The organism is Nonomuraea candida, from assembly GCF_000725485.1.
GTDB lineage: Bacteria > Actinomycetota > Actinomycetes > Streptosporangiales > Streptosporangiaceae > Nonomuraea > Nonomuraea candida.
In genome coordinates this window covers 176,198-196,161 of record NZ_JOAG01000015.1, presented here as the reverse complement: position 1 = coordinate 196,161, position 19,964 = coordinate 176,198, and the positions used below count along the sequence as shown (strand labels likewise).

At 75.7% G+C, this 19,964-nt stretch carries 9 protein-coding genes; 4 read left to right on the top strand and 5 right to left on the bottom strand.

Going from position 1 to position 19,964, the window contains the following annotated elements:
• Positions 1 to 146 precede the first annotated feature (146 nt).
• From IO39_RS15860 to IO39_RS15850, 3 genes are read left to right on the top strand one after another with little or no spacing between them, the layout of a single operon-like run.
• Positions 147 to 1,805 (top strand): fatty acid CoA ligase family protein, encoded by a 1,659-nt coding sequence (locus IO39_RS15860; RefSeq protein WP_052422955.1) that lies wholly within the window; start codon positions 147 to 149, stop codon positions 1,803 to 1,805.
• A gap of 8 nt (positions 1,806 to 1,813) precedes the next feature.
• A complete protein-coding gene (locus IO39_RS15855; protein WP_245641989.1) occupies positions 1,814 to 2,815 on the top strand; it encodes an NAD-dependent epimerase/dehydratase family protein in 1,002 nt (333 codons plus the stop codon).
• A gap of 25 nt (positions 2,816 to 2,840) precedes the next feature.
• Positions 2,841 to 3,875 carry an alpha/beta fold hydrolase gene (locus IO39_RS15850; protein WP_043622676.1) on the top strand — a complete coding sequence of 345 codons (1,035 nt, stop codon included), beginning with the start codon at positions 2,841 to 2,843 and terminating at the stop codon, positions 3,873 to 3,875.
• 28 nt (positions 3,876 to 3,903) lie between these two features.
• Here the strand turns inward: IO39_RS15850 and IO39_RS15845 are convergent, their stop codons facing one another.
• From IO39_RS15845 to IO39_RS15830, 4 genes are all read right to left on the bottom strand, one after another.
• Entirely contained in the window at positions 3,904 to 6,246 is a 2,343-nt protein-coding gene (locus IO39_RS15845) for an MMPL family transporter (RefSeq protein WP_043622673.1), read from the bottom strand.
• Positions 6,247 to 6,270: 24 nt separating this feature from the next.
• Positions 6,271 to 14,211: a type I polyketide synthase gene (locus tag IO39_RS15840; RefSeq protein ID WP_043623210.1), complete on the bottom strand. Its 7,941-nt coding sequence runs from the start codon at positions 14,209 to 14,211 to the stop codon at positions 6,271 to 6,273.
• Between the two features lie 188 nt (positions 14,212 to 14,399).
• Positions 14,400 to 15,410 carry a 3-oxoacyl-ACP synthase III family protein gene (locus IO39_RS15835; RefSeq protein ID WP_063765283.1) on the bottom strand — a complete coding sequence of 337 codons (1,011 nt, stop codon included), beginning with the start codon at positions 15,408 to 15,410 and terminating at the stop codon, positions 14,400 to 14,402.
• Between the two features lie 301 nt (positions 15,411 to 15,711).
• On the bottom strand, positions 15,712 to 16,386 hold the full coding sequence (locus IO39_RS15830; protein ID WP_043623207.1) for a macro domain-containing protein: 675 nt from the start codon (positions 16,384 to 16,386) through the stop codon (positions 15,712 to 15,714).
• Between the two features lie 160 nt (positions 16,387 to 16,546).
• Between IO39_RS15830 and IO39_RS15825 the strand changes: the two genes are divergently transcribed.
• Positions 16,547 to 18,154 carry an ADP-ribosyltransferase domain-containing protein gene (locus tag IO39_RS15825; protein WP_043622666.1) on the top strand — a complete coding sequence of 536 codons (1,608 nt, stop codon included), beginning with the start codon at positions 16,547 to 16,549 and terminating at the stop codon, positions 18,152 to 18,154.
• 115 nt (positions 18,155 to 18,269) lie between these two features.
• Here the strand turns inward: IO39_RS15825 and IO39_RS15820 are convergent, their stop codons facing one another.
• Positions 18,270 to 19,856, bottom strand: a complete 1,587-nt coding sequence (locus IO39_RS15820; RefSeq protein ID WP_043622663.1) for an MDR family MFS transporter — start codon at positions 19,854 to 19,856, stop codon at positions 18,270 to 18,272.
• Between the last annotated feature and the right edge of the window lie 108 nt (positions 19,857 to 19,964).

Genomic DNA, 19,964 nt, shown 5'->3' with positions numbered 1-19,964 from the left:
CATAAGATCAGGTTTTTGCTACGGAGAGTAACCATGTGCGTGTCGCTCGAAACGCGCCAGACGTAGCGCGGTGCAACATTTGACCGTCAGGCCGTCTTCCCCCTTGCCCGCGGACCCCGTTCATGACAGCGAGAGGGACGACAGCAGTGAGCACGCAGCACGCCGACGTGATGGCGATGGCCGAACGATGGGCCAGGGACCGCCCGGACGAGGTGGCCTACCGCTTCGACGGCCGCCTCCCGTCCGGCTGGCCGGGCGGCTCGTCCGGGTGGCGCGGCTCGTCCGGGTGGCGGGGCGGGCGGACGGTGACGTACGGGGAGCTGGACGAACTGGTCGATCGTGCGGCGGGGACCCTGGCGCGGGCGGGGGTGGCGGCGGGGACGCGCACCGCCGTGCTGGTGCCGCCGGGGCCGGAGCTGGTCGCGCTGATCTTCGCGCTGTTCCGGCTGCGGGCCGTGCCGGTGCTGATCGACCCGGGGCTCGGCGTACGGGCGATGGGCGCCTGTCTCGCCGAGGCCGCGCCCGAGGCGTTCGTCGGGATCGCCCGCGCCCGGGTGGCGCGGGCCGTGCTCGGATGGGGCCGGGACAGCCTCCGCGTCCTGATCACGGCCGGCCGGAGCCCGAGGTGGTTCGGCCGCTCACCGGCGCCGGCGGGCCCGTGGCCGCGGCCGGAGGCGGACGACCCGGCGCTGATCGTGTTCACCTCCGGCTCCACCGGCGCGCCCAAGGGCGTCCCGCTGCGGCATCGGCACCTGGCGGGGCAGGCCGCGCTGCTGGGCCTGCTGGGCTCCCTGGAGCCGGGCGGCACGCTGTACTCGACCTTCCTGCCGTTCGCGGTGGCCGCGCCCGCCATCGGCTGCGGCGCGGTGATCCCCCGGACGAACCTGCGCCATCCCGAGCGCACCGATCCCGCCGCCATGGCCGCCTCGATCCGGCGGCACGGCGCGACCGCCCTGTTCGCCGCCCCCGCGCTGCTGGACCGGCTGGCCCGCCACTGCCTGCGCACCGGCGAGCCGCTCGACACGGTCCGGATGGTGCTCACCGCGGGCGCCCCGCTGCCCGTCGGGGTGCTGCGGCGCGCCCTGCGCTGCCTGCCCCCGGGCGCGGACCTGCGCTCGGTGTACGGGGCCACCGAGTCGCTGCTGGTCAGCGTGGCGGACGCGGCCGAGCTGACCGCGACGGCCGAGGCCACCGCACGCGGCGCCGGCACGTGCCTGGGCAGGCCGCTGCCGGGCAACCAGGTACGGATCATCGCCGTCTCGGACGAGCCCGTCCCCGTCTGGTCGGACGACCTGCTGGCGCCGGCGGGGACCGTCGGGGAGATCACGGTGGCGGGCCCGGCCGTCGGCGACCCGTATCTCGGCCGGCCGCACGACACCCGGCTCGCCCGGATCGACGACGGCGGCGTGACCGTGCACCGCATGGGCGACCTGGGGTGGCAGGACGAGCGCGGGCGGTTGTGGTTCGCGGGGCGCAAGAGCGAGCGCGTACGCACCCGCGACGGCGACCTCTACACCGACCAGGTCGAGCCGATCTGCGACGGCCTGCCGGGCGTGCGGCGCAGCGCGCTGGTCGGCGTCGGCCCGCCGGGGCGGCAGCGGCCGGTGCTCTGCGTGGAGTGCGAGCCCGGCCTGCCCAGGGCCGCGCGGCGCGAGCTGGCCGAACGGGTGCGCGCGGCGGTGCCCGTCGTCGGCGAGGTGCTGTTCCACCGCAGCTTCCCGATGGACGTCCGGCACGCGAGCAAGATCCGCCGTCCGGTGCTGGCCCGCTGGGCGGCCCGCGCGCTCGGGGCCGGTGGGCGATGAGGGTCCTGGTGACCGGGGGCGGTGGCTTCCTGGGCGGGGCCGTCTGCCGGCTGCTGGCCGGGCGCGGCGACGAGGTCCGCACGCTGAACCGCCGGCCGCACCCGGCGCTGGACGCGTACGGCGTCGCGCAGCTCCGCGGCGACCTGCGCGACCCGCGCGCCGTGGAGCGGGCGGTGGCCGGATGCGACGCCGTCGTGCACTGCGCGGCCCTGGCCGGGCTGTGGGGGCCGGCCCGCGACTACCGGACGATCAACGTGGACGGCACCGCCAACGTGCTGGCCGCCTGCCTGCGCGCCGGCGTCGCCCGGCTCGTGCACACCTCTTCCCCCAGCGTCGTGTACGACGGCCGTGACCTGGAAGGCGTGGACGAGTCGGCGCCCTACGCCCGCCGCTTCCTCGCGCCCTACCCGGCCACCAAGGCCGCCGCCGAGCGCCTCGTGCTGGCCGCGAACGGCGACCGCCTGGCCACCGTCGCGCTGCGCCCCCACCTGATCTGGGGGCCGGGGGACCCGCACTTCCTGCCGCGCTTCACCGCGCGGGCCAGGCAGGGCAGGCTGCTGCTGCCGCGCGCGCCGGGCAAGCGCGTCGACACCGTCTACATCGACAACGCCGCCGAGGCGCACCTGCTGGCCCTGGACCGGCTGGCCCAGGACGGGCGGGTCTCGGGGCGGGCGTACTTCATCGGCCAGGACGAGCCGTGCACCCTGGCGGAGTGGGTCAACGCCCTGCTCGGGGCGGCCGGGCTGCCTCCCGTGACGCGGCGGGTGCCCGCCCGGGCGGCCCGGCTGGCGGCCCCGGTGGTGGAGGCCGCGTGCCGGATCGCCGGGGTGACGCCGCCGTTCACCCGGCTCGCCGTGTGCCAGGCCACCACCAGCCACTGGTTCGACCTGTCGGCGGCCCGCCGCGACCTCGGGTACGCGCCCCGCGTGCGCATGTCCGACGGCCTGTCCAGGCTCGCCGCCCACCTCGCCGCCCACCCCGCCGCCCGGCGAGGGACCCACCTGCCATGACCGACCGTCAGGAGGCCCGGCTGCCATGAGCGAGGACCTGCCCGGATACCCGTTCGCCCCGCACTGGTTCACCAGGAACGGGCTGCGCCAGCACTACGTGGACGAGGGGGACGGGGCGCCCGTGCTGATGCTGCACGGCAACCCGTCGTGGAGCTACCTGTGGCGGCGCCTGATCCTCGCGCTGCGCGGCGAGCACCGCTGCGTCGCGCCCGACCACATCGGCATGGGCCGCTCGGACAAGCCGGGGGAGGACCGCTACGCCTTCACCCTCACCTCCCGCATCGACGACCTGGACGCCCTGACCACGCATCTCATCGACAGCGGCCGGGCCCCGGCCCGCGGCTGGACCCTGGTGATGCACGACTGGGGCGGCCCCATCGGCATGGGCTGGGCGCGCCGCCACCCCGGCCGCGTGGCGCGCCTGGTCGTGCTGAACACCGCCGCCTTCCCCAACCCGCACGGCGCGCGGGTCAGGCCGGCGCTGCGGCTGCCGTTCTGGCTGCTGCGGGAGACCCGGCTGGGGGCGCGCCTGTTCCTGCGGCACCACGCCTTCGCCCGGGCCGCCACGCTGCCGCCGTTCGGGGTGCGCCGCCGCCTGCCCGCCGAGGTGCGCGCGGCGTTCCTGTCCCCCGACCGCCACCCGGCCGGGCCCGCCGGCTCGGCCGGCGGTCCCAGTGGCGGTCCCAGTGGCGGTCCCAGTGGCGGTCCCAGTGGCGACCCCAGCGGCGATCGCGGTGATGGCCAGGCCGGGCACCGGGTCGGCCAGGCCGGGCACCGGGTCGCCGTGCAGCGGTTCGTGCAGGACATTCCGCTCGGACCCGGCGATCCCGCCTGGCCCGAGCTGCGGCGGACGGGGGAGAGCCTCGGCGGGTTCGCCGACCGGCCGGTGCTGATCGGCTGGGGGCTGCGCGACCCCGTGCTCGACCCCGCCATGCTCGCCGAGTGGCGGCGGCGCTTCCCGGACGCGCAGGTGCACGTCTACCGCGACGCGGGACACTACGTGCTCGAAGACGCCCACGACCGGCTCGTGCCCGCCGTCGCCGCCTTCCTGCGCCGCTGACCCCGCCCTTCGGCGCCCTCGGCGTCCCTCAGCGCTCCTCGGCGGGCACGCCGGACGGCGGCGGCGGCGCACCGGTCGGCACAGGAGCACCGGCCGGGGCGGGGGCGCCGGCCGGGGCGGGCGGCGTGAAGGGGGGCAGGAGGCGGTTCAGCGGGTCCGGCAGCCACCAGTTGCGGTGCCCGAGCAGCCGCATCAGGGACGGCACGAGGACCATCCGGATCAGCGTGGCATCGATGACGATGGCCACCGCCACCGCGAACCCGGCCTGCTGGAAGTCCAGCCGCCGGGTGAACATCAGCCCGCCGAAGGTGACGGCCATGATGGCGGCGGCCAGGGTGATGGGGCGGGCGGTGTGCCGCAGCCCGTGCAGCACGGCGGCGGTGTTGTCGCCCCGCAGGCGGTAGTGCTCGGCGATGCGGTGGACGAGGAAGACCTCGTAGTCCAGGGACAGGCCGAACACGATGGTGAAGACGATCACCGGCAGCAGCACGTTGACGTCGGCCGCCGCCGTGCCCGCGTCCTGGTACCAGAGCGTGAGCAGCCCGAACGCGGCGCAGACGCACAGAACGTTCATGGCCACCGCCTTCAGCGGGATCAGCAGGCTGCGGAAGGTGATCAGCAGCAGCGCGAACGACGACAGCAGCACCACCCCGAGCACCGTCCACAACCCGGCCAGCGCCCCCGCCGACAGGTCGGCCAGCCGCGCCGCCGGCCCCACGGCCAGCACCTCCTGCCCGGCCGGCAGCAGCTCGGCCGCGCGGGCGTGCACGTCGCGCAGGAACGCGGCGGACGCGGCGCTGTCGGGCGCGAACCGGTCGGCGATCAGCAGCAGGGTCAGGTCCTCGCCGTTGTCGAGCGCGCTGACCAGCGTGACCCGCGGGTCGGCGCGCAGCGCCTCGGCCAGCGCGAGGGTGTCCACCGGGCCGCCGCCCGCCGGGTGGGGCAGGGCCAGGCTGGTCAGGCTGGCCACCCCGTCGGACTCCAGCCTGGCCAGCCCCTCGCCGATGTCGGTGCCGGCCAGCGTCTCGCGGTCGTAGTGCAGGCCCAGCCGCATGTCCAGCACCGGTACGGCGGCCACCAGCAGCAGCGCGGTCGCGGCCAGCGCGTACCGGACGGGGTGGCGCATCAGGTGCGCGGCCCCCCGCAGCCACCGGGGCGAGCCGGCTGCGACCGACCCCCCGGGCGAGCCGGCCCGCGCGGGCCGGCGGCGCCAGGGGAGGGCGCCCCACTCCAGGTACGGGTCCAGGAGGGGCAGCAGGGCCGGGGCCAGGGTCAGCGCCGCCAGCATGGTGACGAACGCGGCCAGCACGCCCGCCAGCGCCATGGAGTGCGCCCACGGCACGTCGACGATCAGCAGCCCGCCCGCCGTCACCATGATCGCCATCGCGCACCAGCACACCGTGCCGCCCGCCGTGGCGGCGGCGTGGCCGACGCTGTCCAGGGGCGGCCGTCCCGCGCGGCGGGCCTGCCGGTAGCGCAGCAGGACGAGCAGCGCGTAGTCCAGGCCGAGCCCCACGGACATGGTGACGGTGAAGGTCAGCATCGTGGAGTCGACGTGGCCGAGCGCGCCCGCCAGCGTGAGCGCGCCCGTGCCGGTCAGGATCGCCGCGCCGCCCACCAGCAGCGGGACGGCCGCGGCCCCCACCGCCCCCAGCCCGAGCACCAGCAGCAGCACCGCCAGCGGCACGGTCTTGAGCTCCATCGCCCGCAGGTCGCCCATGTCGGTGTGGGCGAGCTGGGCGAACGCCCGGCTGACGCCGATGACCGTGACCGTGACCTGCCCCCCGGAGGCGGTGTGGGCGGCCTGCCGGGCGGTCGCGAGCTGCGCGGGCAGCCGCCGCTGCCGGGTCAGCTCGTCGCCGTGCACGCCGGTCAGGACGTAGACGCGGTGCGGGTGCTGTCCCTCGACGGCCGGCAGCGGCAGCAGCGCGCCGACGTCGGGCCGGCGGTCCAGCGCGCGTACGGTGGCCTCCAGGGCGCGCTGGTAGGGCGGCGCGTCGGTGTCCAGCCGGGCCGAGTCGAAGGCCAGCAGCATCTGCTCGGTGCCCAGCTCGGGCAGCCCGCGGGCGATCAGGGCGGCGGCCCTGGCGGACTCCGAGCCGGGCACCTCCAGCGAGGGCGGCGCCAGCCGGTGCGTCAGCCCGGGCAGCAGCGCCGCCGAGGCCGCGGCGAGGATCAGCCACACCGCGATGACGAGCCGCCCGCGCCGGGCCGCGGCCCGCGCCAGCCGATCGAGCACGCCCCCGCCCCTGCCGGGGATGCCGGTTCCGTCCCCGCCCGGCGGGCTGGCCGAGGTCGTCCCGGCCGGGCCGGTGGCCTCAGCCGCGGCGGCCGTGGGGCCGGTGTGGCCGCGGGTGTTGCCGAGCGGCATGAGGCCCTCCCTTCGCTCGCCGCCTCACGCCTGCCGCGGCCCGGCCAGCCGGCCGAGGACGACGTGCGCGAGGTCGGCGACGGTCCCGCCGCTGCGCAGCAGCTCCATGGGCGGGATGTCGACGCCGTACCGGTGGCGGACCGAGACGAGCAGTTGCGCGCCCATCAGGGAGTCCATGCCGTAGTCGGCCAGCTTGCGGTCCTGCGCGATCTGGTCGGCCGGCAGGTGCAGCACCGCCGACAACAACCCCCGGAGCTGCTCGCCGACCTGCGCCAGCGCCTCCTCGGCCGGCAGCGCGGCCAGCCGCCTGGCCAGCTCGTCGGGGCCGGAGGCGTCCCGCTCCAGCCCGGCCGGCATGACCGGCGACATCCGGGGCCGGTCGAGCGCGGGGAGCAGGCCGCGCAGCCGGCTCCAGTCGAGACGGCCGACGCCGCCCACCGGCGCGCCGGCGACGAGCAGGTCCTCGACGGCGGTGAACGCCTCGGCCGGGCGCACGGGCTCGACCCCGAACGCGGCCAGCCGCTCCCCCTGCTCGCCACGGGCGACGACGCCGGTCTCCGCGAGCACGCCGAGGCAGACGGCCAGCCCCGGCAGGCCGCGGGCGCGCCGGCGGCGGGCCAGCGCCTCCAGGGCCAGGTTCGCCGCCGCGTACGACGCCTGACCGATCTGCCCCATCGTGGCGGAGACGGAGGAGTACAGGACGAACAGGTCCAGCTCCTCGTCCCGCGTCACGTCGTCGAGCACCAGCGCGCCCGCGACCTTGGGACGGAGCACGTCCCTGATCCGGTCGTCGGACAGCTCCGGCAGCGGCGCGTCGTCGAGGTGCATGGCCGAGTGGACGACGCCGCGCACCGGCCGGCCCGCCTCACGCGCCCCGCGTACGATGCCGGCCATCGTGTCCCGGTCGGTGACGTCGGCCGCGTGCACGCTCACCGCCACCCCGCGCTCGCCCAGCTCCTTGAGCAGGGCCGGAGCCTCCGGGCTGCGCGCGCCGCGGCGGCCTGCCAGCGCCAGGTGGCGCGCGCCCCGATCGGCCAGCCAGCGGGCGGTGGCCGCGCCGAACCCGCCCAGCCCGCCGGTCACCAGGTACGTCCCCGCCGGGTCGAGACGCGGGGCACGCGGCGCGGGCTCCGCCTCGATCGGCTCGTCGAGCGGGTCGAACGACAGGATGATCTTCCCGACGTGCCGGGAGTGGCGCATGAGCGCGAACGCGTCGCCGGCCCGGGCGGCGGGGAAGACCGTGTGCGGCAGCGGCGTCACGTCCCCGGCCCTGACCGCCTCGGCCAGCTCCGCGGCCACCCCGGCGGCCCTGGCCGGGTCGCGGGCGATCAGCAGCCCCAGGTCGAGGCCGCAGAAGGAGACGTTGCCGCCGAAGGGCCGCAGCGGGAGGGGCCGGTCGCCGAAGATGTCGTGCTTGCCCAGCTCGACGAAGCGGCCCCCGTGCGCGAGGGTCTCCAGGCTCCTGGTGAGCGCCTCGCCGGCCAGCGAGTTGAGCACGACGTCCACACCGCGCCCGCCGGTCAGGCTCCTGACCTGCTCGGCGAAGTGCAGCGTACGGGAGTCCAGCACGTGCTCCACGCCCATCGCGCGCAGCAGGTCGCGCCGGGCCTCGGTGCCCGCCGTGGCGATCACCTTCGCGCCCAGGCGGCGGGCGTACCGGATCGCGGCCAGGCCCACGCCGCCCGCGCCGCCGTGCACCAGCACCGTCTCGCCCGGCCGCACCCGCGCCTCGTCCACCAGGGCGACGTGCACCGTGGCGTAGACCAGCGGGATCGTGGCCGCCGCGGCGAAGCCCAGGCCGTCGGGCACCGGGAACGCGGCCCAGGCGGGCGTCGTCACATGGGTGGCCAGCCCGTTCGCGATCGCCGCCACCCGCTCGCCCATCCGCGCCGCGGGCACGCCCTCGCCGACCGCGGTGATCACGCCCGCGCACTCCAGGCCCAGCGGGGAGCCGGTGGCCTCTAGCGCCTCGCTGGGGAGCAGGTTGACCGCGTGGACCAGGTCACGATAGTTCAGGCCCGCCGCGCGGACCTCGATCAGCACCTCGCCCGGAGCGGGCTCGGGCACGCGCGACTCCCGCCAGGTCACCCGGTGCGACAGCCCCGGGTCGCGGATCACCAGCGAGCAGGGAGCCCGGCCCGCCCGCCGGGCGGGCCGCTCGGCGACCTCCCTGGTACGGGCGGCGAAACGCCCCTGGCCGGTCAGCACGATCTCGTCCTCGTCGCCGGGGCGCATCAGCTCGGTGAGCAGCCGGGCGGCGTCGGCGAGCGCGTCACCGGCGCGGTGCAGGGAGACCCGGCGCACCGTGAGCTCGGGCCGCTCGTTCCCCAGCGACCGCGCCGCCCCCCATACGGCCGCATGCACCACCTCGGCCGCGTCCTGCGCGCCCGCGGGCGCCGGCCGGGCCGTGCCGAGGGCCGCCTTCGCCGGGTCGGCCCCGCCCTGGACCGTGGCCTGTGACGGACGGTCCTGGGCGGTCACGGGGGCTCGCTCGGTGGTGTCGTCCTCGCCGGGGGCCGGCAGGGCGGCGCAGGGGCCGGTGATCAGCCACAGCGTCGCCGGGATGGCGGGGGGCAGGTCGCGGCACGCCTCCGCGATCGTGCGCAACGCGGCCACCCCCCGGCAGGCCGCCTCCACGGCCTCCGCGGCGTCCACGGCGGTGTTCGTGGCGGTGTTCACGGCGGTGTTCACGGCGGTGTTCGTGGCGCTGTTCATGGCGGTGTTCGTGGCCCGCGGGGGCTCCAGGACGAGGGCGAACGACACGGACGTGGCGTCCGGCGGCACGTGTGCCAGGAGCCCGGCCGGGCCCTGGGCCGCACTGGCCGGCACCGCCCTGCCGCCGCTCTCGGCCACCAGGTCCGCGAGCGCGGAGACGAGAGAGCCCTGCGGCCGGCCCGCCGCCTCGCCTTGGGCCCGGTCCTGGGGCCGGTCCGTCACCCGATCCTGGGGCCGGTCGGCTGCCTGATCCTGGGGCCGGTCTGTCACGATGATCCAGGTCTGGGACGGGCTCAGCGCCGGCCGGGTGGGGCGGGGCCGGGAGCCCTGGGCCGCGGCCAGCAGGACCGAGCACGTGCCGTCGGTGTCCCCGATGCGCGTGACCTCCCCGTACCCGGACTCGGCCAGCAGCGCGGGCCAGCGCTCCGCCTCCGGGAGGGGAGAGCGGGGACGCAGCCGGGAGTCGGCGACGTCCCAGTAACCGGGCAGCAGGCCGGCGTACGCGGCGACCGGCGGGCGGTGCGGCTCCACGGCCAGGAGCTGGCCGCCGGGCACCAGCAGCCGGGACAGGCGGCGCAGCGCGCCGGTGAGGTCCTTGGCCAGGTGCAGGGAGTGGGCGGCGATCACCAGGTCCCATCCGCCGGGGCTCAGCCGCTGACCGGCGGGGTCGGCGTCCGGGTCGAAGCACCGGAAGTCGGCGAAGTCGAACCGGGCCAGCCGCCGCCGGGCCCGGCCCACGGCCAGGTCGTCGGGGTCGGTGAACAGGTAGCGGGTGCGGTCGGCCGGCAGGATCGGCAGCAGCGCCGCGGCCGTGCCGCCCGTGCCGCCGCCCACCTCCAGGACGCGCAGCGGCCGGTCCGCGGGCCAGCGCCGGGCGATCTCCGCCACCAGGGCCCGCGCCACCCGGTTGCCGTACAGGCTGAGCGGCGCGATGTCGCGCACCTGCTCCAGCAGCTCCGCACCGCCGCCGGAGGTGCGCAGGGCGGCGGGGTCGCGGCGCCCGCGCAGGACGGGCTCCAGGTGGCTCACGCACAGGGCGGTCAGCGCCTGCTCGGCGGCGAACGGATTCCCCGCACCGTACAGCTCGCCGCCGCGTCCGTCGCCGCCGCGCCCGCCGTCACTGGGTCCGCCGTCGCCGGGTCCGCCGCCGGGCTCGACCAGCCGGAACCGGCACCCGTCCCCGGCTTCCTCCGAACCGGCCCGCTCCCGCTCCGGCTTCGGCAGGCCATGGCGTCCGGGCTCCGAAGGGTCGTGATCGAGTTCCGCCAGGCCGTGGCGTTCCAGGAGGAGGAGGGCGTGGCGGACCAGGGCGGTGCGGTCCGGGGACAGGCCGGCCCGCTCCAGGCCGGCGAGCGTCACGCCGTCCCGGGCGGCGGGCGCCACCTCGGTCAGGGCGGCGGCCAGGGCGCGGGCGAAGGCGCTCTCCATGAGGTCGGCGAACCGGCCGTAACGCAGCGCGTCCCACGCCCGGCGCACCGGGGCGACGGCCTCGGCCGCCGCGTCCGCGATCAGCGCGGGCCCCGGCAGCGGCCACGGCTCGCCCGGCAGGTCGTCATGAGGACGGGCGCGCAGCTCGGTGCGGAAGCGGCGTACCGGGAGGACCGCGCTGAGCCCGCTGCGGCGCAGCCTGCACCCCTCCACCTCGACGGCGACCGTGCCGTCGGGGTCGGTGACGACGAGATCCCAGCGCGCCTCGTCGTCGCCGCGCGCCCGCTCGCGTACGTGGAAGAGCCCCTCGGCGGCCGGCGCGCGGTGGACCCGCACCGCGCCGATCGCCGACGGCAGGAACGCCTCGCCCTGCTCCAGCGCCTCCAGCAGCCACGACACCCCGGCCTGGAGCGCCCCGTCGAGGAGCGCCGGGTGCACGTGGTAGCGCCCCTCGGCCTGCGCCGGCACGGAGTAGGCGCCGAGCACCTCGCCCTCGCCCCGCCACAGACCGGTCAGCACCCGGAAGGCCGGCCCGTACGCCAGCCCGCCCCGCGCCGCCCGCCGGTAGTAGTCGTCCACGTCGAGCTCGGTGCGCGCCCGGGCCCGCAGCGCGGCGACGTCCAGCGGCGGCGGGCTCTCGCGCAGCAGCGGGCGCACCCGGGCGCGGAAGTGCTCCTGCGGCGGGCGGCCCACGTCGTCGGTGCCGGTGACGATCACGGTGCCGGTCTCCGGCGACAGCAAGGTCTGGACGTACAGCGGGCGGGCGTCGGGCCCTTCCGGGAGCACCAGCGCCCGGCTGACGCGTGCCCGGTCCACCTCCATCGCCCGGTCCGCCTCCATCGCCCGGCCGTCCTCCTGACGCGCCAGCCGCGCCGCGGCCAGCGCCATCTCGACGTAGCCGGTCATGGGCATGACGGCCGAGTCGCCGATGCGGTGGTCGGTCAGCCAGGGCGCGAGCGGGCGTTCGAGCCGGCCGTGCCAGGTGGGGTGCGGGGCGGGCAGCCGCTCGCCGAGCAGCGGATGGTCCAGCGCGCCCGTGCCGCTGCCGCGGGTCCAGGTGTCGGGGCCGCCGATGCCGAACGGCTCGCGCTCCCACGGGTAGGACGGCAGCGTACGCACCCGGCCGGGACGCGGGAAGTAGCCGTCCCAGTCGAGCCGGGCCCCCGAGGCGACGAGCGTGGCGACGGCGCGGTCCATGGTGGCGGGGCCGGGCTCCTCGCGGCGCACGGTGGTCACCAGGCAGGCGGGCCGGCGGGCCTGCCCGGAGACGCGCCGCAGGTAGGAGCGGAGCACCGGGTGCGGCCCCACCTCGACGAGCACGTCGTGCCCGGTGCGCAGGACGTGCTCGACGGCGGCGCCGAACAGCACCGGCTCGCGCACGTTGCGCCACCAGTGATCGGCGGTCAGCTCCTCGCCGCGCACGGGCTCGCCGGTCACGGTGGACACCAGCGTGATCCCGGCCGGCCCCGGCGTCAGCCCGGCCAGGGCGGCGGTCAGCGGCTCGCGGATGGCGTCCATCGCGGTGCTGTGGAACGGATAGTCCAGGTCGAGCCGGCGGACGAACACCCCGTCCGCCTCCAGGTCCGCGCCGAGCTGCTTGAGCCGGTCCTCGGGCCCGGCCACGGTGACGTCGCGGTCGCTGTTGACGGCGGCCAGCTCCACGCCGGGGTACCGGGCCAGCACCTGCCGGGCCTGCTCCGCGGGCAGGGCGACGGCGGCCATCCGCCCCATGCCCATGGTGGCCGCCTGGGCGGTGCCGCGCGCGGCGATCACCCGGGCGGCCTGCTCCAGCGTCAGCGCGCCGGCGGCGTACGCGGCGGCGACCTCGCCGACGCTGTGCCCCAGCACCGCCCCCGGCCGGACGCCCGCCGCCCGCAACATCGCCACCAGGCCGGCCTGCACCGCGAACAACAACGGCTGCGCGACCTCCGTCAGCGACAGCCGCCACCGCCGCGCGGGCAGGGCCAGCTCGTGCAGCACCGACCAGCCCAGCAGCGGCGTGAGCGCCGCGTCCACCTCCGCCACGGCCGAGCGGAACACCCGGTCGCGCTCCAGCAGGTCGGCGCCCATGCCCGCCCACTGCGAGCCGTTGCCGGAGAACACGAACGCCACCCGGCCGTGCTCCACGCCCTCCCCGAACGCCACGGCACTGGTCTCGTCGCCGCGCGCCCCGCCCGTGACGGCGGGGGCGTCGTCGCGTACGAGGGAGCGCAGCGCCGCCGCCGCGCGGGACGGCGAGTCCGCCAGCACCGCGGCCCGGTACGGATGCAGCCCGCGCCGGCGCGTCGCCGTGTAGGCGGTGTCGTAGAAGGCCGCCGGGTCCGCGTCGCCGAGCCGGTCCAGGTGGCCGGCGGCCCGCTCGACCGCCCGCTCCAGCGCGCGCCGCGTGCGCGCCGACACCACCACGGGCAGCCGCGCCCCCAGCCGCTCCCGTACGGGCGGCGCCCCGACCTGCGCCTCGACCTGCGCCTCGACCTGCGCCTCGACCTGCGCCTCGATTTGCGCCTCGATTTGCGCCTCGATCTGCGGCGGGGCGGCGAGCGCGACGTGCACGTTGCTGCCGCCGAACCCGAAGGAGTTGACGCCGGCCAGCACCCGCCCGCCCGCGGGCAGGCTCACCGGCGCGGCGCGGGTGACGACGGACAGGTTCAGGCCGTCGAAGTCGATGCCCGGGTTCAGCTCGTCGGCGTGCAGGGAGGCGGGGATGACGCCGTGCCGGAGCACCAGCAGCGCCTTGAACAGCCCCGCCATGCCCGAGGCGGGCTCCAGGTGACCCACGTTCGACTTGACCGAGCCGATGGGCAGCGCGCCCCGGGTGCGGGCCCGGCCCAGCGCCCGCCCCAGGGCCAGGCATTCGGCGGGGTCGCCCGCCTGGGTGCCGGTGCCGTGCGCCTCGACGTACACGAGGTCGTCGGGGTGGAGGCCGGCCCGCCCGTACACCTGGCGCAGCAGCTCCTCCTGCGCCGCCGCGTTGGGCAGCGACAGGCCGTTCGTGCGGCCGTCGTTGTTGGTGCCGGCGGCGGCGATGACGGCGTGCACGCGGTCGCCGTCGGCCAGCGCGTCGGCCAGCCGCTTCAGCACCACCACCCCGCCGCCCTCCGCGCGCACGAACCCGTCGGCCCGGGCGGAGAAGGCGGCGCACCGGCCGCTGGGCGACAACATGCGCGCCTGGCTGAACCCGACGTAGCCGGCCGGGGAGAGCAGCACGTTCACCCCGCCGGCCAGCGCCACCCGGCTCGTGCCGGCCGCCAGCGCCCGGCAGGCCCGCTCCACCGCCAGCAGCGAGGACGAGCAGGCCGTGTCCACCGCCATGCTCGGGCCGCGCAGGTCGAAGACGTGCGAGATGCGGTTGGCCGCGATCGACAGGGCCGAGCCCGCCATCGTGTACGGGCCGACCTGCTCGGTGTGCAGCGTCTGCCGGGTGCCGTAGGAGCTGTCGGAGATCCCGACGAACACGGCGGTGTCCGTGCCGGCCAGGGCGGCGGCGTCGATGCCGGCGTCGTCCAGGGCCTCGGCGGTCATCTCCAGCAGCAGGCGCTGCTGGGGGTCCATGGCCGCCGCCTCTTTCGGCGAGATCCGGAAGTAGGCGGCGTCGAAGTGGTCGATGTCGTCCAGGAATCCGCCTGCCCGGGTGTAGCTCTTGGCAGGCCGGGGAGAGTCCTCGTCCACCCAGCGCGCCGCGTCGAAGCGGTCGGGCGGGACCTCTCCGATCAGGTCGGCCCCCTGCTCCAGCGCCTGCCACAGCCCGTCCAGGTCCGTGATCGCGCCGGGCAGCCGGCAGCCCACTCCGACGATCGCCACCGCGTCCATTTCATCGCGCATGCCCGCGAACACCACCCATTCTCACTCTTCGTGCTCGCGTCACTACTATGTGAGAAATCGCGAGAGTTCAACGAACCCGTCCGCCCGGCGCGGCGCGCACCCCGTGCCGAACCCGTCCGCCCCGCGCACCCCGTGCCGAACCCGTCCGCCCGGCGCGACGCGCGCCCCGTGGCGGCCGGCGGCGGACGTCACCAGCGCAGCAGCACGGTTCCGGCGCTGATCCCGCTGGCCACCCCCACCAGCGCCACGAGGTCGCCGCGGCGCACGCGCCCGGCCTCCGTGGCCAGGTGGAGCTGCATCGGGATCGTGGACGCGGCCAGGTTGCCGTGATCGGCGATCGTGACCTCCGCCTTGTCCCGGGGGATGCCCGCCAGCTCGCAGACCGCCCCCAGGGCCGCCAGCGAGGGCTGGTGCACGCAGATCGCGGCCATGTCGTCCCAGTCGAGCCCGTGCTCGGCCAGCGGCCGGCGCCAGATCTCCCGGTCGAGCTTCTGCACCCCGATCGCCAGCCCCACCGAGTCGATGGTGAAGGCCCCGACGCGCAGGGCGCCGGCGCCGTCCCGGACGAACGGCATGGCCGAGACCTCCCAGTCCGCCGAGTTCGCGCAGAACCGGTGCCCGAGCACCCCCGGCGCGTCGGCGGCCTGGAGCAGCAGCGCGCTGCCCGAGTCGGAGACCGTGTAGGAGGGGACCGCGGTGGTGAACTCCTCCTCCGAGGCCAGCCGCCACGGCATGGCGGCCGTGATGACCTCGCCGCAGGCGATGAGCACCGTACGGTGCCGGCCCGAGGTGATGAACAGGTCCGCCACCTCGATCGCGTTCAGCACGCTGTTGCAGGCGTTGCGCACGTCGAACACCGGGCAGTCGGCGCCCAGCTTGGCAGCCACCATGTGCCCGGTGGCCGGCTCGACCGCGTCGGCCGACACGCCCGCGTAGATGATCAGGTCGATCGCGGGCGGCGCGTGCCCCGTCTGCCGCAGCACGTCCCTGGCGGCGGCCACCGCCAGGTCGGAGGGCAGCACGCCGGGCGGCGCGACGTGCCGGCGCCGCACCCCGCTGAGCCGCTCGATGAGCCCGCGCGGCACGTCCACGCGGGGATTGCGTTCGGCCAGCAGCTCTTCGAGCTCCGGCGTGGTGAGGTCCTCGTCGGGCAGGCGCACCGCCACCGCGCTCACCTGTGAGTACCGGGGCGCGCTCATGCCGCCCCGCCCGGTTCCGAAGCGCTGCCCAGAGCCTGCCGTTCCGGCATGGAAGCCGCCCTTCCGTGATCGATTCGGCGATCACGATAAGCCGGGCGCGATCCGCCGCCGCGCGGGAAACGCCAGGGCTCAGGGGAGGTTGCCACGCTTTTGACCCTCGGAAACGCACCCCATGAGAGCCCCGCCGGGGCGGGCCCGGTGACGGCGGAGCCGGCGCGCCCGTCGGCGGCCGGACCCCGGAGCGGACGTCAGCGGCGGGAACGGGCCCGCGGGCGTCGGCGGCGGGGCCCCGGAGCGGGCGTCAGCGGCGGGAACGGCCCGCGGGCGGCTTGATGCGTACCCGCTCCTCCTGCGGCCTGCTGTCGATGTCGTCGAGCTGCTCGCGGATCGTCGCGCGCAGGTCGTCGTAGTCGCGGAAGACGTGGTCGTTGAAGAGGGTGTAGCCGGTCCACATCAGGTTGGCCGAGACCCGCGCGGGCACCCGGCCGGTCGCCGCGCCCATGCCGACCAGCGCCACCGACCCGATGCTGCCCGGCTGCAGCTCGTTCTGCGCGTGAATGGCCTGGAACGCGGCGGCGCAGGCCAGGGCCACATTGAGGGTCTCGCTGACGTCCTGCGCCGACTGCTGCATGGTCGGCGTGGAGATCAGGAACTTCGGGTTGGTCGCCCCGGACGGCACGCACACCGCGCTGCCCACCGGCAGCGACCCGCCGAACCGGTCGCGGATCGCCCGCTGGACGCGCAGCTGGATGCCCGCCCCGAGGTGGCGCTTGATGGCCGCGTCGGTGCCGCCGTCCATCCGCCCCTTGGCGTTGGTGGGGCTGACCCAGGCGTCCACCCGCTGGTCGAGGATCGAGCCCTTGCGGATCTCGACCTCAGGGGTGTCGGCGAAGGCCGCCAGCCACTCCGCGACCACGTTGGGGTTGAGGTCCACCAGCACCACCTTGAGCGGCGGCTGCACGAGCTTGACGGTCATGAACTCACTTCCGGACAGGTACGGGGACTTCCAGGGAGCCATGACCATACCGCGCCCTGCCGACAATCCGGATCTTGCCCGATCCGGCGCCCGCGACGTCGCGTCCATGATCCTCATGCGGCACAATTCCCCTGCCGTTCCGCCGATCGAGGAGCCCATGATGAGCGACGACAGCGTCACCGCCCAGCCCGCCCCCGACGACCCGCTGGCCCTGGCCGAGCTGTTCAAGGGCGGGGGAGAGGCGTGGGCGCCGCTGCTGAGACCGGTCATCGAGTCGCAGCCGGGCGCGGAGGCGTTCATCGGCCCCGGCCGCGGCCCGGACGTCGTGCCCGTACGGGAGCTCACCTTCCAGGCGCTCAAGCCCAACCCGCCGCACAAGTGGAAGGTCGTCGTCTTCGGCCAGAACCCCTACCCGCGGGCCGAGAGCGCCACCGGCATCGCGATGTTCGACAACACCTTCCACGACTGGGCCGACAGCCGGTTCGGCCGGACCGTCTCCATCCGCTGCATCATCAAGGCGGCGGCGATGTGGAAGCACGGCATCCCCAAGAAGACGCCGATCGCCGACCTGCGTGCCCTGCTCAAGGAGCACGACACCGTGCAGCCGCCGGAGTGGTTCCAGGCCATGCTCACGCAGGGCGTGCTGCTGCTGAACGCCGCGCTGACGGCCAGCGGCGACGGGGCGATCCCCACCGACCGGCACACCGCGTTCTGGCGGCCGGTCGTCGAGCGCATCGTCGAGGAGATCCTGCGGGCCAAGCAGGAGGCCGGCGAGCAGGACCGGGGCGTGGTGTTCGCGTGGTGGGGCGCGCACGCCCGTACCCTGAAGTCCGTCGTGCAGCGGCTGCAGAAGAAGTATCCCGGCGTCGAGGTCCGGCACATCGACCACCCCAACCCGGCGGCGCAGGGCGACATCTTCTGCGACGGCGACCACTTCGCCGAGGTGAACGCGGCGCTGAACGCGCTCGGCGCCGACGGCATCGACTGGCTGCCCAGCAAGGGCTGGAACGAGCGCGCGGGGGACTCCGGCGCGGACGCCGACCGCATGGGGGCGTTCATCGCCTCCACCATGGAGCTGCACCAGCTCTACCTCGAACGGCTGGCCGGCGTCAAGGACGAGGGCCTGGAGCTGCCGGCCATCACCGGCGTGTCCGCCACCCCGCTCATGCCCTTCCCCGACTCGGTCGCGCCGGTGGCCGCGCTGCTGCCGGGGCTCGACTGGCACGTGGAGCAGTCGTACCGGTTCGGGGAGAAGCAGGCGGCCGCCGCGGCGGCGCACGGCCTGTCCGCCGACGAGATCGCGGCGCTGTACCTCTACACCTGCGAGTCGGCCTTCTACCGCCAGATCAACGCCACCCTGCGCCACCCGGACCGCAGCCGGATCGTGCCCTACCTGCCGTACCTGAGGCTGCTGTCCTCGGCCGTGTCGCGGCTGCCCGCCCGCACCGAGCCGCTGTGGCGCGGCGTGTCGCTGGACCTGCGGGGGCAGTACCCGGTGGGCCGGACCGTCACGTGGTGGGGCGTGTCGTCGTGCACCTCGGAGCTGGGCGTGGCGCAGGCGTTCCTCGGGCGGCGCGGCAAGCGCACGCTCTTCGAGGTGCGCCCGGTACGCGCCGTCGGCATCCGCGGCTTCTCGGCGTTCACCGGGGAGGAGGAGTTCATCCTCGCCCCCGGCACGCGGCTCAAGGTGACCGAGGTGCGGGCCGAGCGCGGCGGGCTGTGCACGGTGACGCTGGCCGAGCTCGACGAACAGCTCCTGGTGGCCTGACCGGCCCGCGACCCGGAGGCCGCGGACCGGGGAGCCGCCCATGGCGGCCGCTGACGGCGGCGGTGAATGGCCGCCGTCGGTGGCGGCCGTCGGTGGCGGCCGTCAGCGTCGGCTGTCAGTGGCCGGCGGCCGCGGCGGCGCGCTCCTTGGCCAGCCGCTCCTCGCCCGAGAGCGTGGCCAGCGGCTTCTCCTTGATGAACAGCACCGCCACCAGCGCGAGCGCCGTCAGCGGCACGCCGATGAGGAACAACTCGGCGGTCGCGGTCGCGTACACGTCCTGGATGACGCGGACGACGGGCGCGGGCAGCTTGGAGATGTCGGGCACCGCGTGCGGGTCGCCGCCGCCGCCGCCACCGGCGGCGGCCATCGGGCCGAGCTTCTCCGTCATGAGCGTGGTGACCCGGTTGGCCAGCACCGCGCCGAGCGCGCTGACGCCGATCGTGCCGCCCATGCTGCGGAAGAAGGTCAGCACCGAGGTGGTGGAGCCCAGGTCCTGGGCGGGCACGTCGTTCTGGGCGGCGAGCACCAGGTTCTGCATGAGCATGCCCACGCCGATGCCGAGCACCGCCATGTAGACGCCGAGCAGCACGGTGCCGGTCTGCCCGTCGATGGTGCCGAGCAGCCCCATCCCGCCGAGCATGACGACGCCGCCGGCCACCAGGAAGCCCTTCCACCGGCCGGTCCTGGTGATGAGCTGGCCCGCCACCGTGGAGGAGATCAGCAGGCCGAACACCATCGGCAGGCTCATCAGACCGGCGACGGTCGGGGACTTGCCGAGCGCCACCTGGAAGTACTGCGACAGGAAGACCGTGCCGCCGAACATCGCCACGCCGACCAGCGCGCTGGCGATGGTGGCCAGGGCGACGGTGCGGTTCTTGAAGATGGCCAGCGGGATGATCGGCTCGGCCGCCCGCGACTCGACCCAGACGGCCAGCGCCAGCACGATCACGCCGCCGCTCACGAGCCCGACGGTCCACCAGGAGCCCCACTCGAACTGGTTGCCCGCCAGCGACGACCAGATCAGCAGCGTGGACACGCCCACCGTGATGAGCAGCGCGCCCAGGTAGTCGACCTTGACCTCCTTGCGCACCACCGGCAGGTCGAGGGTGCGCTGCAGCAGGATGATGGCCACGATCGTGAACGGCACGCCGAGCAGGAAGCACCAGCGCCAGCCGAGCCAGGAGGTGTCCACGAGCACGCCGCCGATGAGCGGGCCCGCCACGGTGCCGACGCCGAACACGGCGCCGAAGATGCCGGCGTAGCGGCCCAGCTCACGCGGCGGGATCATGGCCGCCATCACGACCATCGACAACGCGGTCATGCCGCCCGCGCCGACGCCCTGGACGACGCGGCTGACGATGAGGATCTCCACGTTCGGCGTCAGGCCCGCGATCAGCGAGCCCACCACGAACAACCCCAGCGAGAGCTGGATCAGCAGCTTCTTGTTGTAAAGGTCGGCCATCTTGCCCCAGAGCGGCACCGTGGCCGTCATGGCCAGCAACTCGGCGGTGACGATCCAGGTGTAAACCGTCTGCGTGCCCTGCAGCTCGGTGATGATGCGCGGCAGGGCGTTGGCCACGACCGTCGAGGCCAGGATGGACACGAACATGCCCACCATGAGCCCCGACAGCGCCTGCAGGACCTTTCTTCGGGAGGCGGGCGCCGCGGCCTCGGCCTCGGGCTGCGCGCTGGTGGATGTCATTTTTCCTCAATCTCTCTCAGACAAAGCGGCGCCCGCGGTGACACCCGCGGACGCCGGCAGGGCGAAACGTTTACCGGTACGGTGGAAAGGGGACGGTGACCGGGCAGG